The sequence below is a fragment of the Methylobacterium sp. Leaf111 genome (assembly GCF_001423285.1).
Lineage (GTDB): Bacteria > Pseudomonadota > Alphaproteobacteria > Rhizobiales > Beijerinckiaceae > Methylobacterium.
The window spans coordinates 29,091-45,035 of record NZ_LMNE01000010.1; the positions used below are offsets into that span (position 1 = coordinate 29,091).

The window sequence follows — 15,945 nt, forward strand, 5'->3', positions numbered from 1 at the left end:
GTACTTGATCTAGGTTGGTTCAGGCGCGAATCGTGGGCCTTGCGCTACTTGAGGGTGCCCCCATACAGTCCCGCTCAGGACAAGGGGGAAAGCCGTGCAGGACGGTATCCAAATCACGTGCTCGGCCACGGAGCACGTCAGTCTCGCCTACCACGAGAATGCGGTTCCGATGATCCGCGAGGTGGTGGTCGAGAATACTTCCGAGCATGGACTTTCCGATGTCCGCGTGCGGATCGAAAGCCGGCCCGCCGTCGTGCATCCGCTCACGCTCCGCATCGATCGCATTCCGGCCGGATCGAACCACCACATTGAATTGCCCGACGTTCGGCTCGACGCGGCTTTGCTCGTCGGCTTCACCGAGGCGAGCCGTCTTGAATTGACGGTCACCGTTGAGGATGCGACTGGCGAGAAGGCCCGCCATCTTGAAGAGCTTCGGGTCCTGCCGCCATCGCATTGGGGTGGCGGCAGGAGCGCGCCGGAGCTTCTCGCGGCGTTTGTCCGTCCCAATGATCCGGCCGTCGATGTCGTCCTGCGCGATGCTGCGACCAAGCTCGGCGAGGCCGGGCGCGAGACGGGCCTGAACGGCTACACGACCGCCAAGAAGTCGCGCGCGTGGGAGTTGGCCGAGGCGATCTGGGCGGCGATCGCGGATCGGCGAATTGCCTACGTCCTTCCGCCGGCGAGCTTTGAGCGAGCCGGGCAGAAGGTTCGCGGGCCGAGCGACGTGCTGGAGCGCAAGGTCGGCACCTGCCTCGATCTCTCGCTGCTCTACGCCGCCTGCCTTGAGCAGGCCGGGCTGAACCCGGTGCTTGTCCTCACCGTAGGACACGCCTTCGTCGGTGTCTGGCTGCAGGACGACGACTTCGCCAGCGCGACCGTCGAGGACATGCAGTTGCTCCGCAAGCGGCGCGACCTGCAAGATCTCATCTTCGTCGAGACGACCCTGCTCACGCCGGATCCGCCGGCGACGTTTAGGGTCGCCGCCACGCAGGGCGGCGTCCAAGTCGAGGACGAGGCTCCTGCGGCGCTGGAAATTGCCATCGACGTCCGACGCTGCCGCCGGCGGGGGATCCGGCCGATGGATCTCGGCGACGGAAAGCCGACGGGCATCGCGCCTGCGCCGACAATCCCGCTGAACCAGACGCTGTCCGCGCCGCCGAGCTTCGAGGAGGAAGCGCGCGCGCCGGTCGATGAAGCTCCCGAGACGCCTGTCGGCCGCGTGGAACGCTGGAAGCGCAAGCTTCTCGACCTGACGCTTCGGAACAAGCTGCTGAACTTCAAGCCGGGCAAGGGATCCGTCAGCCTCGAATGTGCCTCTCCCGGCGCATTGGAAGACGGCCTCGCGGCGGGGACCGAGTATCGCCTGAAGCCGCTCTCGGACGTGCTGACCGGATCCGACGAGCGTAGCGCAGACCTCTACTCACGCCGACACTACGACGATGGCCGCCGCACCTATCTGGAGGCCGCGCTCGCCCGGAAGGAGATCTACACGACCTCGACCGAGGCCGATCTCGACCGTCGCCTGCTCGATCTCTACCGGCTCGCCCGCAACGGCTTCGAGGAAGGCGGGGCCAACATCCTCTTCCTGGCCGTCGGCTTCCTGTCGTGGACAAAAAAGGAAGGTGAGGCTGCCTATCGCGCGCCGCTGCTTCTCGTCCCGGTCACCCTCAAGCGGTCGAGCGTGCGGGCCGGCTTCAAGCTCGCCCTCCACGACGATGAGGTGCGAATCAACCCGACCCTGCTCGAAATGCTGCGTGAGGACTTCAAGCTCCGGATGCCGGAGTTGGAAGGGGATCTCCCTCGCGACGGCTCCGGGTACGACGTCGACGGCATCTTCCGGATCGTCCGCCAGCACGTGAAGGAATTGCGCGGCTGGGAGGTGGTGCCGGACGTCGTGCTCTCGGCCTTCTCCTTCACGAAGTACCTGATGTGGAAGGACTTGGTGGACCGGGCGGAAGTGCTGAAGCGCAACCCCGTCGTGCGCCATCTCATCGACACGCCAAAGCACTCCTACGGCGACGGTACTCCGTTCCCTGAGCCGACACGCCTCGACCGCGAGCACCCGCCGGGAACCGTGTTTGCGCCACTCTCCGCGGATTCCTCGCAGCTCTCGGCCGTTCTCGCCGCCGGTTCCGGCAAGGACTTCGTGCTGTTCGGGCCTCCTGGCACTGGCAAGAGCCAGACGATCGGCAACATGATCGCCCAGTGCCTCGCGCAGGGGCGCACCGTGCTGTTTGTCTCGCAAAAGACCGCCGCTCTGGAGGTCGTACAGCGCCGCCTGCAGGAAATCGGACTCGGTGACTATTGCCTGGAGGTCCATTCGACCAAGGCGCAGAAATCGGCTGTTCTCGGCCAGCTGCGCCGGGCCTGGCACGAACGCTCAACGCCATCTCAGGGCACCTGGGACGCGGCGACGAGCGAACTCGCGAGCCTACGCGAGGAACTGAACAGCCTCGTGAACGCCCTGCATCGGAGGCGCGAGAACGGGCTTTCCGCCTATGAGGCCTTCGGGCGTGTGATCGCGGCCGGCAGCGGCGCGCCTCCGCTCGTCCTTACATGGCCGGATCACCTCGCCCACAACGAGACGACGCTCGCCAACCTGCGCACGGCCTGCCGAGAGCTTCGCCCCGTGCTCGCGTCCGTCGGATCGCTGGTGGATCATCCGCTTCAGGGCGTCGAGGCCACCCAGTGGTCGCCGGTCTGGCGCGACGACATGGGCACCGCGATCCGAGCCGTGGAACAGTCGCTCGGCGCGCTTCGGGTCAGCGGTCAGACGTTTGCCGACGCAATCGGTCTGCCCTCCCTTTTGGCGACCTATGCCGGTACGCGCGGGCTGGTGGTGCTCGGCAACTACCTCGTGCGCTCCGAGGCACGCTGTGGGGCCGCCTTCCTCGCTGACGGCGCGCGTGACCTCCGCCGGGCCGTCGCCGCACGCGAGCGCTTCCAAACAACGAAGGCTCAGCTGCTCGGCCGGCTCACCGGCCGCTACGGCCCGGGCATCCTCGATCAGAACCTTGGAGCACTGCTCGCCGAGTGGGTCGCTGCTCAAGGGTCGAACTTCCTGGCTAAGGGCGGCAAGCTGAAGAGGGTGTCCGCCCAGGTCCAGCCCTACGCGGAGGGACCGCTGCCCCCCGATCTCGGGCCGGACCTTACGGGGCTGATCGAACTCGCCAAACACGTCAAAGGCGGATGCGTGGAGGAACTGATCCTCGCGCGGCTCGGGCTGCCGTGGAGCAATCCGGACTGTGCAGCCTCCGAGTTCGCTTCGGCCATCACCTGGGCCGAGAAGGTCGAGCAACTCCTGGATATCCTGGGGCCGCCGTCGCTCGGGATCGACGGATTGCGCGATCATCTCGTACAGCTAGTCGAGCGCCAGGGGCGTGCTTTCGCAGAGGGCGGCCGCATCGCGCAGAGCTACACCGCCTTCGCGCAGGATCGAGCCCGCGCGAACGAAGCGATGAAGGCGCTCGGCATCCTGGCGGGTCGCGCCGATCCCGAGGAGCCGTTGGCAGCCGACGCCGATTGGATCGAACAGAGCCTCGCGCTCGTCCGACGCTGGTCGTCGGGGCTGGGACGCGCCCAGGGGTGGTGCGCGTGGCAAGCCGCTGCACAGAATGCGCGTCAGACCGGTCTCACGCCGCTGATCGACGCCCTGGAAGACGGCCGCGTCGCCTTCGACCGCGCGGAAGCGGCCTTCGAGACAGCCTATGCGCATTGGTGGATCGACCGTGTCGTCAGCCACGATCCGGTGCTCCGGCGCTTCCTGCCCGAACGGCACGAGGATGCGATACAGCGCTTCCGCGCCGCCGACGCTCGGGTCACCGAACTCTCCAAGCAGGTCGTCCGCTCGCGCCTTGGCGGGGGCATCCCGGGGGCGACAGCGTTTGGGGCCGATCCGGAATGGGGCACGCTCTCGCACGAGCTGACGAAGAAGACGGCGCACATGCCGTTGCGAAAGCTGTTCGGCCGGATGCCGACAGCGCTGACCAAGCTCACCCCCTGCGTGATGATGAGCCCGCTCTCGATCGCGCAGTACCTCCCGCCCGACAAAGAGCCGTTCGACGTCGTAATCTTCGACGAGGCCTCCCAGATCTCCCCGTGGGACGCCATCGGAGCGCTCGCTCGGGCGAAGCAGGTCGTCATCGTTGGCGATCCCGAGCAGCTGCCGCCGACGAACGTTGGTGACCGCGGCGTCGACGACATCGAGGACGGCAGCGACGTCACCGACCAGGAGTCGATCCTCGACGAGTGCCTCGCCGCTAACATCCCCCGGCGGAACCTCGACTGGCATTATCGTAGCCGCCACGAGAGCCTGATCGCCTTCTCGAACAGCCGCTACTACGGCGGTCGGCTCGTGACCTTCCCTTCGCCCGTCACTGATGACCGCGCCGTCCGGCTCAGCCTCGTGCCGGATGGGGTCTACGAGCGTGGATCGGGCCGCGTGAACCGGCCCGAGGCCCGCGCCGTGGTCGCCGACATCGTGCGTCGCTTGCGCGATCCCAGCCTCGCCCAGGAGCGTCGCTCCCTCGGCGTCGTCACCTTCAACGGTGAACAGCAGCGCCTGATCGAGAATTTGCTCGACGAGCAGCGGCGGTCGTATCCAGAACTGGAGCCGTTCTTCGATCGGGACCGCTGGCACGAGCCCGTGTTCGTGAAGAACCTCGAGAACGTGCAAGGCGACGAGCGTGACGCCATCATTTTCTCGGTTGCGGTCGGACCGGATCAGTCCGGGCGTCCAGTCAGCACAGTGTCGTCGCTCAACAAGGACGGCGGTCACCGCCGCCTGAACGTCGCGATCACCCGCGCCCGGCGCGAACTCGTCGTGTTCGCCTCGATGAGGCCTGAGCAGATCGATCTGGGCCGCACCCGGGCGCGAGGCGTCCGCGACTTCAAGCACTTCCTTGAGTTCGCCGACCGCGGCGCACGGGCGCTCGCCGAGGCCTTCGCGCCGACTGGCGGCGACGTGGAATCCCCGTTCGAAGCCGCGGTGATGGCGGGGCTCGAAGCGAGAGGCTGGACCGTTCACACGCAGATCGGCGTCTCGGGCTTCCGGATCGATCTCGGGGTCGTCCACCCCGACGCCCCCGGGCGCTATCTCGCCGGCGTCGAGTGCGATGGCGCGACCTACCATAGTTCGGCCACGGCACGCGATCGCGACCGTCTGCGCGAGCACGTGCTGACCGACCTGGGCTGGCGCATCCGCCGGGTGTGGAGCACCGAGTGGTGGATGGACGCCGAGGGTGCGCTCGCCAAGCTCGATCAGTGCTTGGTCGAGGATCTCGAAGCCGACCGCGCCAGGGCTGCAGCGGCAGTTCCCGTCGAGCCTGCTGCCGAACCCGTGGCCGATGAGCAAGGCGGCGATGAACTGACGGCGCAGCCCGAGATCGCTTCCCCCGTCGCGGACACGCCGAGCGAACCGGCGAATGACCCGAAGCCAATTGACGAGGCCAGTCCGCAGCGCCTCTACGCGGATCAGATCGCTCCGATCACCACGCCAGCGCCGAGGCTGTCATCCTACGACGAGATAAGAGATTACAGGATCGCTGATCTCAATGGTCTGAGCCGACCGGTCGAGCCAGGCCGGTTCTACGATGCCTCCTACCGACCGGCTCTGAGCGCCATGGTCGATCACGTCCTCTCGGTGGAAGGGCCGATCTACGAGGAGTTGCTCATTCGGCGCATCGCTCGCGCTCACGGCCTCCAGCGCGTCGGTCAACTTGTCCGTGAAGCCATCGCTGCCCAGATCGATGCGTCCGTCGCGCGAACCGACGATGAGGGACGTCCCGTTCTGTGGCCGCCTGGCGAGGAGCCTAGGACGAGCTATCCATACCGCCCGGCCGATGCGTCCGTCCGCAGTCACAGCGACACGCCGATGCCGGAACTCGTCGGGATCGCGCTGGCCCTGCAGTCCAATATCTCAGAGGCGGAGCGCGCCAGGCTGATCGGCCAGCGTCTCGGGCTGTCACGCATTGAAGCTTCCGCGCGGTCTCGGTTCGAGAAAGCGAGCGAACTCGCCCGCCAGTCAGCCGCGTTTTGAGGCGAGGATGCGCATCGGGATCGTCACGGCTTTGGTCCTGCTGAGCGGCTTCGAGGCTGCGGTCGCACAGGGCATCCAGGACGATCCCCGGCGTAGACGGCTCGTCCTGCCTTCGGTCCGAGAGGCGACCGACTGCATCGCGCGTGAGACCCTGAACGAGCCCGGCATTGAAGGCGCGACGAGGCCTGGCCAGTTCCGAGCCGCCCTCGCTCAGCCCATGCGCCGCTGCGCCGACGAAGTCGACGCGATGATCGCGGCTCACGATTTGGTCTACTATCCCGGCTACGGCGAAGCCTTCTTCCAAGGGCCCTATCTGCAAGACCTCGTGCGGGCCATTCAGAGGCGGATTGGGCCTGAACTCGCACGGCGCGTCTCAGAGGCCGCTCAGCGAGCCACCGCGGCACAACAACCGAACCCTGGCTTCCAGGTCGCCCAGCCGGCTCCGAAGCTGGTCGATCAGAACGCCGAGCAGGCCAAGCGCGACGCTGAAGAGCGCGAGAAGCGTGAGGTCGATGCGATGTGGCAGCGGACTCGCCAAGTGAACGCTGCACCCGCGATTGCACCTGCACCGACAATGAGTACGCCAGCCGCTCACTCGGCCCAGCAATCCACCTCGACGGATCAATCAGGAGGTGGAGGATCGGCCCTCGGCGGGTTCGTCGCACTGGTGATCGGTGTCTTTGTGTTGCGCGAGGCGGCAAAGCGCCGAGCCAGAAAGCGCCGCTACGACCGCCTGATGGTGAAGTATGGGGACGCTTCGATCGTCAACCGGATCATGGCTGCCGAGATGTGGCAGGGCATGACCGCAGAAATGTTGACCGACTCGTGGGGATTTCCGATTGATCGTGACCGTGAGGTCTACAAGACCCGGACGACCGAGACATGGAAGTACGGTCAGACTGGGAAAAATCGCTTCAAGCACCGTGTCGTTGTCGAAAACAGCGTCGTCGTCGGTTTTAAGCAGAGATAGCCCGCAGTTGGACTGACTGGTAACAGCCACGTAACCGGTGCAAATCCGACTAACCGGCAATCGGCGCGCCTAATTTTGCGGCGGTACGGAACGCTCAAGCAGGTAGGCTGCACGTTCTGACAACCGCTCAGGCGCAGGCGACCGGAAGATCTGACACCCGCGTTGGGTACCAAGGCGTGCGCATCTCGAACTTCGTGTTCCATTCGTGCTTGGTCGCGACGCGGCGCGGGCGGGTACGACAGAACCCCCGGCCCCAGGCGGCGTTACGCGCAAAAGCTGTTCGCCCAATGCGAGCGGATCGCTAGGGTCCCTGACGAGCAGAAACGGCAACGGTCTAAAAAGGACATTCGGGCAAACGCCTCTTAATGCGCCAAAGGGGCGACAAACTGCGGTGGAGCACAACACCCCAAGTCAACCTCGCCGAAGGTTCATAGCCGCGGGCTGGCCGCCCACAAGCGGACATTCCCAATGCCCGGAAAGGGTCAGCAGTTAGCATGCCGACTGGTCGGCTACGCGCCACTTCCGGACTTTCTGCCACAATTGCTGAGATGGCGGCTCTTCGCCCGCAAGCCGCCTCTGCACGGAAGGGTCGGGCTGGGCGTTTACAAGATTTTAGGCTGGGCACGCCGCGCTCGTTGCCCTGGCCAAAACCGCTGAAGTAGAAGCCGCCCGCGTCCAGGCCCGCCTCGCCATGGTCGAGAACCAGCTCGACCGCTTGCATGCCCATAAGTCGGCACTCTCGATCGCGCCGCGCCGCGCCGCACAGCGTGGCCTGTGCCTGCGCCTGACCCCCGCGGCTCCCAGCGTTGACGGCAGGAATTATCTTTGAATCAATGCTCTCGCGACTATTAGGCACGAGCCATAAGGCCGCGAGAGACACGCTTCTTAGTAAATCAGGACAGACTACCCGACTGCAGGGGTAATCTTTTCTGAAAAATCACACCGATCAAGCGGTCTGGAATTTTCTCAGAAACTCTTGGGCATTTCTCAAGATCTACTGGAATGCCCACCCGGCCCGCCTCAGACGTCGAGGTTGGCGACGCTGAGGGCGTTGTCCTGGATGAACTCGCGGCGGGGTTCGACCACGTCGCCCATCAGCTTCACGAACAGGTCGTCGGCGTCCTGGGTGTCCTTGACCTTGACCTGGAGGAGCGAGCGCACGTCCCGGTCGAGGGTGGTTTCCCAGAGCTGCTGGGCGGTCATCTCGCCGAGGCCCTTGTAGCGCTGCAGCTGCAGGCCCTTGCGGCCGAAGGCCATCACCGCCTCGAACAGGCCGACGGGCCCGTGCAGGGTGGTCTCGTCGCCCTTGCGCGCGTAGGTGACGGGCTGGTCGTAGATCTCGCGCAGGGCCTCCGCCCGGTCGGCGAGGCGGCGCGCCTCCTGCGAGGCCAGCAGCGAGGCGTCGAGGGTCGCCACCTGGCGCACGCCGCGCAGGGTCCGGCTCAAGACGTAGCCGCCCTCCGAGACGGCGCCTTCCCAGCCGCGCTCGATGTCGTCGGCGATCCGGTCCATGCGCCGGGCGACCTCCTCGGCCAGCACCTCGGCCTCGGCCGCGTTCTCGTCGACATTGGCCCGGAAGGCGCCGGCGATCAGGGCCTGCTCGACCACGGCGCGGTCGTAGCGGGTGTGGAGCGCCTGCATCAGCCCGCGGAACTGGCGGGCCTCCTCGACCAGGGACTTCAGCTGCGGGCCGCCGAACTCGGTGCCGGAGGCCAGCCGCAGCACGGCGCCCTCGACGCCGGCATCGATGAGGTAGTCCTCCAGCGCCCGCTCGTCCTTGAGGTAGAGCGCCGACTTGCCCTTGGCGGCTTTGTAGAGGGGCGGCTGGGCGATGTAGAGGTGCCCGCGCTCGATCACCTCCGGCATCTGCCGGAAGAAGAAGGTCAGCAGCAGGGTGCGGATGTGCGAGCCGTCCACGTCGGCATCCGTCATGATGATGATGCGGTGGTAGCGCAGCTTGTCGGGGTTGAAGCCCTCGCGGTCCGTGGACGAGCGGCCGATGCCGGCGCCGAGCGCGGTGATCAGGGTGCCGATCTCGGCCGAGGACAGCATCCGGTCGGCCCGCACCCGCTCCACGTTGAGGATTTTTCCGCGCAGCGGGAGAACGGCCTGGAAGGTGCGGTCGCGGCCCTGCTTGGCCGAGCCGCCGGCGGAATCGCCCTCCACCAGCAGGATCTCGCACTTCGAGGGATCGCGCTCCTGGCAATCGGCGAGCTTGCCGGGCAGCGAGGCGATGTCGAGGACGCCCTTGCGGGTCACGGTCTCGCGGGCCTTGCGGGCCGCCTCGCGGGCGGAGGCCGCCATGATGACCTTGGCCATCACCGAGCGGGCCAGCGCCGGGTTCTCTTCGAGCCAGTTCGAGAGCCCCTCGTTCAGCACGTTCTCCACGGCCGGGCGCACCTCGGAGGAGACCAGCTTGTCTTTGGTCTGCGAGGAGAATTTCGGGTCCGGCACCTGCACCGAGATCACGGCGGTGAGGCCCTCGCGGCAATCCTCGCCGGTGAGCGAGATCTTTTCGCGCTTGGCGATGCCCGAGGACTCGGAATAGCCGGTGATCTGCCGGGTGAGGGCGGCGCGGAAGCCCGCCATGTGGGTGCCGCCGTCGCGCTGCGGGATGTTGTTGGTGAAGGGCAGCACGGTCTCGTTGAACGAGTCGTTCCACCAAAGCGCGACCTCGACGCGGATGTTGTCGCGCTCGGCCCGCACCATGACGGGCTTCTGCATGCCCTCGATGGGTTTGCGCGAGCGGTCGAGGTAGCGCACGAAGGCCTCGATGCCGCCCTCGTAGTACAGCTCCTCGCGCTTGTGCTCGGCGTGGCGGGCGTCGGTGAGGACGATGCGCACGCCGGAATTCAGGAAGGCGAGCTCGCGCAGGCGCTTCTCCAGCGTCGCGTAGTCGAACTCGATCATCGTGAAGGTGTCGGTGGAGGGCAGGAACGACACCTCGGTGCCGCGCCGGCCGTTGCCGTCGCCGACGACGATCAGCGGCGAGACCGCGTCGCCGTGGCGGAACTCCATCGCGTGCTCGCGGCCGCCCCGCCAGATGCGCAGGCGGAGCCATTGCGAGAGGGCGTTGACCACCGAGACGCCGACGCCGTGCAGGCCGCCGGAGACCTTGTAGGAATTCTGGTCGAACTTTCCGCCCGCGTGCAGCTGGGTCATGATGACCTCGGCCGCCGAGACCCCCTCCTCCTTGTGGATGTCGGTGGGGATGCCGCGGCCGTTGTCGGAGACCGTGACGGAGCCGTCGGCGTTCAGCGTGACGGTGACGAGGTCCGCGTGGCCCGCGAGCGCCTCGTCGATGGCGTTGTCGACCACCTCGTAGACCATGTGGTGCAGGCCCGAGCCGTCGTCGGTGTCGCCGATATACATGCCGGGGCGCTTGCGCACCGCGTCGAGGCCCTTGAGGACCCGGATGGATTCCGCGCCGTAGGCATCGGCGGCGAGGTTATGGGAACTGTCGGACATGAACTTCCTCGGGCAGGCGGGCATTCAGGCCGGACTTGCCGGCCCAGGCCGGGCCCCCGCCGCCTGCATTTCTTCTTGACCCGCGCAATATAAGCATTTCCCACTGGGAATGCATCGTTTTCGGTCCCGTGGACCCCCGGAATCGCGACCACGATGCCCCGTTCGCGTTAACCCCCCGTCAAGGCCCCGCCGGGATCCGGCCGCCGGGGCCCGGCCGGCCTCAATCCTGCAGAAACGGGTTCGACACGCGCTCCTCGCCGAGCGTGCTGGTGGGGCCGTGGCCGGGGATGAAGGCGACGTCGTCGCCCAGCGGCAGGACCTTGTCCTTGATGGCCCGGATGAGCTGCTCGTGGTTGCCGCCGGGCAGGTCGGTGCGGCCGACCGAGCCCTTGAACACCACGTCGCCGACCAGGGCGAAGCGCGCGTCGCGGCTCATGAACACCACGCTGCCGGGGGAGTGGCCGGGGGCGTGCAGGATGTCGAAGGCCAGGCCGCCGACCTCGACCACGTCGCCGTCGCCCAGCCAGCGGTCCGGCGTCACCGCCCGGGCCCCGTCGAGGCCGTAATTGGCGCCCGTCTCCGGCAGGCTGTCGAGGAGGTAGCGATCGGCCTCGTGCGGCCCCTCGATCGGCACGCCGAGCCGGTCGCGCAGCTCGGCCGCGCCGCCGGCGTGGTCGATGTGCCCGTGGGTGAGCAGGATCTTCTCGATGGCGATGCCCTGGGCGGCGATCGCCGCCTCGATCCGGTCGAGGTCGCCGCCCGGATCGACCACGGCGCCGACCTTGGTCTCGTCCGACCAGATCAGGGTGCAGTTCTGCTGGAAGGGGGTCACCGGAATGATTCCGGCGCGGGGCGTGCCTGGCATCAGGGGTCTCGCGGGATGGCGCCGCGGCGGCGCGGGGGTCGGCGCCGCCGGAGCGCGGGGTGGACGTGAGGGCGGGCGCCGCAGCGGCGCCGGTGGCGGCCTGTCTAGCCCGAGATCGGTGCGGGGGCGAATCCGCCGCGCCCGCCGCGTCCCCCGCCGCGCGGCTCCCCGGTCGCCGTTCCCGTGTCGCGGCCCCCATGTCGCGGCCTCATGGTCAAACTTCGGCCTCGCCACGGGCCTAACGGAGCCTTAACCACGGTCCGGCCGCACGCCTCGCCGGGCGAGCCACCGTCCCCCTCCCCCATCCGGGCCCCTTGCGCACATGCTGAAAACCGCCTTCGTCGCCGCACGGGACCGGCAGCGCCTCGGGGAGATCGCGTCCGTCCTCATCGGCTTCGGCGTCACCAAGGTGGTGGAGCGCCTCGGCCTCGCCCAGGTTGCGCGCCTCGCCAAGCGCCGGACGCCGCAGGTGGACATCGCCCGCCTGTCGCAGCCCCAGCGGGTGCGGCGCGCCATCGAGACCCTGGGGCCGACCTTCGTGAAGCTCGGCCAGATCCTGGCGAGCCGGCCCGACCTCCTGACCCCGGAATGGACCGAGGAGCTGGAGAAGCTCCACAGCCAGGTCTCGCCGATCCCGTGGGAACGCATCCGGCCCCAGCTCGAGGAGGACCTCGGCGGCCCGGCCTCGGAGATCTTCGCCGAGTTCGACACCACGCCGCTCGCCGCCGCCTCCATCGCCCAGGTCTACCGCGCTCGCCTGCAGACCGGCGAGGAGGTGGTGGTGAAGGTGCTGCGCCCGGGCCTGCGCAAGACCATCGAGGCGGACCTGCGCCTGATGGGCCACGCCACCCGCATCGTCGTGGACGAGTGGCCGGAATTCGGGCGCTACCAGCCCCAGGAGCAGATGCGCCACCTGGCCAGCGGCCTCTACGGCGAGCTCGACCTCATCAACGAGGCGCGCAACTGCGAGACCATCGCGGCGATCTTTGCCGACCGCGACGACATCGTGGTGCCCAAGATCCACTGGGAATGGACCTCCGAGCGGGTGCTGGTGCAGGAATTCGTGCACGGCATCCCGCCCAACGACCATGCCCGCCTGGACGCCGCCGGCTACGACAAGGTGCTGCTCGCCCAGAAGGGCACCGACGCCTTCCTGCAGATGGCCCTGATCGAGGGCGTGTTCCACGCCGACCCCCATCCCGGCAACATGCTGATCATGCCGGACAACCGGATCGGCTTCATCGATTTCGGCATCATCGGGCGCCTCTCGCAGCGCCGCCGCACCCAGCTCCTGATGCTGATCGGCGCCATGCTCAAGGAGGATTCCGACGGGCTGATGGCCGTGCTCCTCGACTGGAGCGGCTCGAGCAACCCGGACCTCACCAAGCTCGAGGCCTCGTCGCAGGCCTTCGTCGCCCGCCACACCGGCGCCTCCCTGGATTTCGGGGCGCTGCTCACCGACTTCATGACCATGGCCCGCGAGAACGACCTCGCCATGCCCACGGATCTGGCCATCCTGTTCAAGGGGCTGGTGACCGCCGACGGGGTGATGCGCCAGCTCGACCCCGGCTTCGACCTGTTCTCGGCCGCCGGCCCCACCGTGCGGCGCAAGCTCGCCTCGCAGTTCTCGATCAAGGGCCTGACCCGTAAGGTCGAGGCGGTGGGCGCCGGCCTGTTCGGCGCGGCCTCCGAGCTGCCGACCCTGATCCACCTCATGCTGGTGCGCCTGAAGCAGGGCCGCGTCACCGTCGAGATCGAGCTCAAGGGCATCGAGAAGCTCACCCGCGGCATCGAGCGCGCCGCCGCCCGCATCGCGGTGGCGCTCATCGTCGCCGCCTTCGCCACGCAGCTCGCCCCCCGCTTCATGGACCTCGGCACGCCGGCCTTCATCACGGTCGGCGCCATGGTCTGCGTGATCGGGATCGGCTGGCTGGTCCTGCTGGGGCGCAACAAGTAGCGGGGCGGGCGCCCCCTAGGACGCCGCGGCAGGCTCGGCCGCGCGGGGGCGGACGCCGGAATCATCCACCGTCGCCCGCGCCTTCGACAGGTCGTGGGCGTTCTGGAGGTTGAGCCAGAATTGCGGCGTGGTTCCGAAGCGGACGCCGAGCCGGATCGCGGTGTCGGCGGTGATGCCGCGCCGGCCCCGGATGATCTCGGAGACCCGGTTGGGCGGCACGCCAATCTCCGCCGCGAACTGCCGGGCCGACAGGGCGAGCGGCGTCAGGTACGCCTCCACGAGGATCTCGCCGGGATGGGTGTGGATGCGGGCCATGGCCGATCTCCTGTGCGGTCGCGCGAGGATACATCGGCCCGCGCCCGCGAAAAGTTTCTCTCAGGTTGCATTTCTGATGAAACAAATTACCTGAAGTTCGCATGCCCCATCGGGCTGTCAACGGAAGGACGCGGACACCATGGCTGATCGTGCGGTCAGGAAGACCGGAAAGAACGCTGAAGGCGACATCACGGCGTTGTGCAACGATGGCGACGCGTGGTCGCCGCGCCGGAAGCAGGACGCCATCAACGACATCGAGCTCGGGCTGCACAGCTATCACGTGCCCTGGACAAACGGACGGACCGAGATCCGGGTCGTCCAGGGGCCGAACGGCAAGTACCTGCGCACGGATCGGGATACCACCACCCGGAACAACCTGGACGATCTTCCGGATTGCTGATCCGGTTCGGGGTTCGGGCGTGAACGCCCCGGCGGTCCTGCTCCCGGCAGGGCCGCCGTCCCGGCGCCGGGGCGGCTGGCCTACCCCACCCGCCGCTTCAGCGGGGCGTCGAGGCCGCCGACGCGGAACCAGTGGTAGCCGTAGCGCTCCATCATCAGGCAGTGGCGGCCCTCCGCGTCCGCCTCGCAGCGGCGGCCGGTGAGGAGGTCGACGAGGAGGTGGCCCTCCGGCCCCTCGATTCCGGCCAAGAGTGCGATCTCCATCGGCGTGCCCGCGAGGTTGTGCACGCAGAGCACGGAATTGCCCTCCCAGTCGTAGCGGATCGCCAGGATCGCCGGCGAGGCCGTCTCGATCACGGTGAAGTCGCCCCAGCCGATCTCCGGCACCTCCTTGCGGGTGCGGATCACGCTCTCCATCCAGTTCAGGAGGGAGCCGCGGTCGTGGCGCTGGCTGGCCACGTTGACGTGGTCGAAGCCGTAGGCGCCGTGGTCGATCACCGGCAGGGTCGGGGTCTCGCTCTTGGTGAAGCCGCCCTGGGCCTCGCCGCTCCACTGCATCGGCGTGCGGGCGCATTCGCGCTCCTTGAGCGAGAGGTCGTCGCCCATGCCGATCTCGTCGCCGTAGCGCAGCACGGGCGTGCCCGGCAGGGTGAACATCAGCGAATAGGCGAGCTCGATGCGCTGCTGGTCGCCTCCGAGCATCGGGGCGAGGCGCCGCCGGATGCCCCGGTCGTAGAGCTGCATGCCCTTCTCGGGTCCGAAGGCGGAAAACACCGCCTGGCGCTGGGCCTCGGTGAGCCGCCCGAGGTCGAGCTCGTCGTGGTTGCGCAGGAACACCGCCCACTGGGCGGAATCGGGCCGGTTCCAGGTCTTGCGCATGGCCTTGGCCAGGGGGCGCCCGTCGCCGGCCGCGAGGCCGTAGAACAGGGCCTGGTTGACGGGGAAGTTGAACAGCATGTGGAGCCGGTCGGCGTCGTCGCCGAAATAGGCGAGGTCCTTCTTGGGCAGGATGTTGGCCTCGCCCAGGATGATGGCGTCGCCCTGGCGCCACTGCAGGAACTCGCGGAAGTCGCGCAGCATGTCGAACTGCTCGTCGGGCTCGCCCGTGACCTCCGGCCCCTTCTTGGCGATGACGAACGGCACCGCGTCCATGCGGAAGCCCGAGACCCCAAGCTGGATCCAGAAGCCCATGATCTTCTGGATCTCGGCCCGCACCGCCGGATGGGCGGTGTTGAGGTCCGGCTGGAACGGCATGAAGCGGTGGAAGTAGTAGGCCCCCGCCTTGGCGTCGCGGGTCCAGGTCGTGGTCTGGACGCCGGGAAAGACCATGCCCTCGTCGGCGTGCGGCGGCCGGGTCTTCGACCAGACGTACCAGTCCCGGTAGGGCGAATCCGGGTCGGAGCGGGCGGACTGGAACCACGGGTGCTGGTCCGAGGTGTGGTTGACCACGAGGTCGATGAGGACGCGCAGGCCCCGCTGCTTGGCCGCGTGGGTGAAGGCGACGAAGTCGCCCAGCGAGCCGTAATCCGGATCGACGCCGTAATAGTCGGAGATGTCGTAGCCGCCGTCGCGCTTGGGCGAGGGCTGGAACGGCATCAGCCAGATCGCCGTGATGCCGATGCCCTGCAGGTAGTCGAGCCGGCGCTCCAGCCCGGCGAAGTCGCCGATGCCGTCGCCGTTGCCGTCGAGGAAGGTCCGGACCGAGAGGCAGTAGACGATGGCGTTCTTGTACCAGAGGTCCTTGATCATGCCGTCATCCCCGGGAGCGGGCGCCCCGGGCCACAACGCGGGCCCGCGGGAAAGCGTTGCCGTGAGCTTGGCCAGTGCGGAACGCCCCGAGCGTGGCCGTCCCGTCCTTAAATCAGCCGCCTTGTGCAGCGCATCTGCCACGCTCCGGCGCGCGGTCTCGGCTATGACCGTGCGGCCCTCCGCGC

At 67.8% G+C, this 15,945-nt stretch carries 9 protein-coding genes; 4 read left to right on the top strand and 5 right to left on the bottom strand.

The genetic code is table 11. From position 1 onward, the window contains the following. The first annotated feature begins 94 nt into the window (after positions 1-94). Together ASF41_RS08680 and ASF41_RS26015 are read left to right on the top strand one after the other, a co-directional pair. The gene (locus ASF41_RS08680) at positions 95-6,037 is read left to right on the top strand and encodes a DUF3320 domain-containing protein (RefSeq protein WP_056492471.1); all 5,943 of its coding nucleotides are present in this window, start codon (positions 95-97) and stop codon (positions 6,035-6,037) included. 7 nt (positions 6,038-6,044) lie between these two features. Further along, positions 6,045-7,007: a hypothetical protein gene (locus ASF41_RS26015; protein WP_244479600.1), complete on the top strand. Its 963-nt coding sequence runs from the start codon at positions 6,045-6,047 to the stop codon at positions 7,005-7,007. Between the two features lie 127 nt (positions 7,008-7,134). Here the strand turns inward: ASF41_RS26015 and ASF41_RS24715 are convergent, their stop codons facing one another. From ASF41_RS24715 to ASF41_RS08695, 3 genes are all read right to left on the bottom strand, one after another. Next, complete coding sequence (locus ASF41_RS24715; RefSeq protein ID WP_156653251.1) at positions 7,135-7,296, bottom strand: DUF4113 domain-containing protein; 162 nt, start codon at positions 7,294-7,296, stop codon at positions 7,135-7,137. A gap of 731 nt (positions 7,297-8,027) precedes the next feature. Then, complete coding sequence (gyrB, locus tag ASF41_RS08690; RefSeq protein WP_056270416.1) at positions 8,028-10,475, bottom strand: DNA topoisomerase (ATP-hydrolyzing) subunit B; 2,448 nt, start codon at positions 10,473-10,475, stop codon at positions 8,028-8,030. A gap of 220 nt (positions 10,476-10,695) precedes the next feature. Beyond that, on the bottom strand, positions 10,696-11,340 hold the full coding sequence (locus tag ASF41_RS08695; RefSeq protein ID WP_056220021.1) for an MBL fold metallo-hydrolase: 645 nt from the start codon (positions 11,338-11,340) through the stop codon (positions 10,696-10,698). Positions 11,341-11,662: 322 nt separating this feature from the next. Between ASF41_RS08695 and ASF41_RS08700 the strand changes: the two genes are divergently transcribed. Next, positions 11,663-13,297, top strand: a complete 1,635-nt coding sequence (locus ASF41_RS08700; RefSeq protein WP_056220018.1) for an AarF/ABC1/UbiB kinase family protein — start codon at positions 11,663-11,665, stop codon at positions 13,295-13,297. Between the two features lie 15 nt (positions 13,298-13,312). Here the strand turns inward: ASF41_RS08700 and ASF41_RS08705 are convergent, their stop codons facing one another. Next, positions 13,313-13,612 carry a HigA family addiction module antitoxin gene (locus ASF41_RS08705; protein ID WP_056492474.1) on the bottom strand — a complete coding sequence of 100 codons (300 nt, stop codon included), beginning with the start codon at positions 13,610-13,612 and terminating at the stop codon, positions 13,313-13,315. A gap of 139 nt (positions 13,613-13,751) precedes the next feature. Between ASF41_RS08705 and ASF41_RS08710 the strand changes: the two genes are divergently transcribed. Continuing rightward, entirely contained in the window at positions 13,752-14,012 is a 261-nt protein-coding gene (locus ASF41_RS08710) for a DUF3892 domain-containing protein (protein WP_056270413.1), read from the top strand. Positions 14,013-14,092: 80 nt separating this feature from the next. On the opposite strand, the gene ASF41_RS08715 is transcribed toward ASF41_RS08710, so the two are convergent. Further along, the gene (locus ASF41_RS08715; protein ID WP_056492476.1) at positions 14,093-15,760 is read right to left on the bottom strand and encodes an alpha-amylase family protein; all 1,668 of its coding nucleotides are present in this window, start codon (positions 15,758-15,760) and stop codon (positions 14,093-14,095) included. Positions 15,761-15,945: the final 185 nt, after the last annotated feature.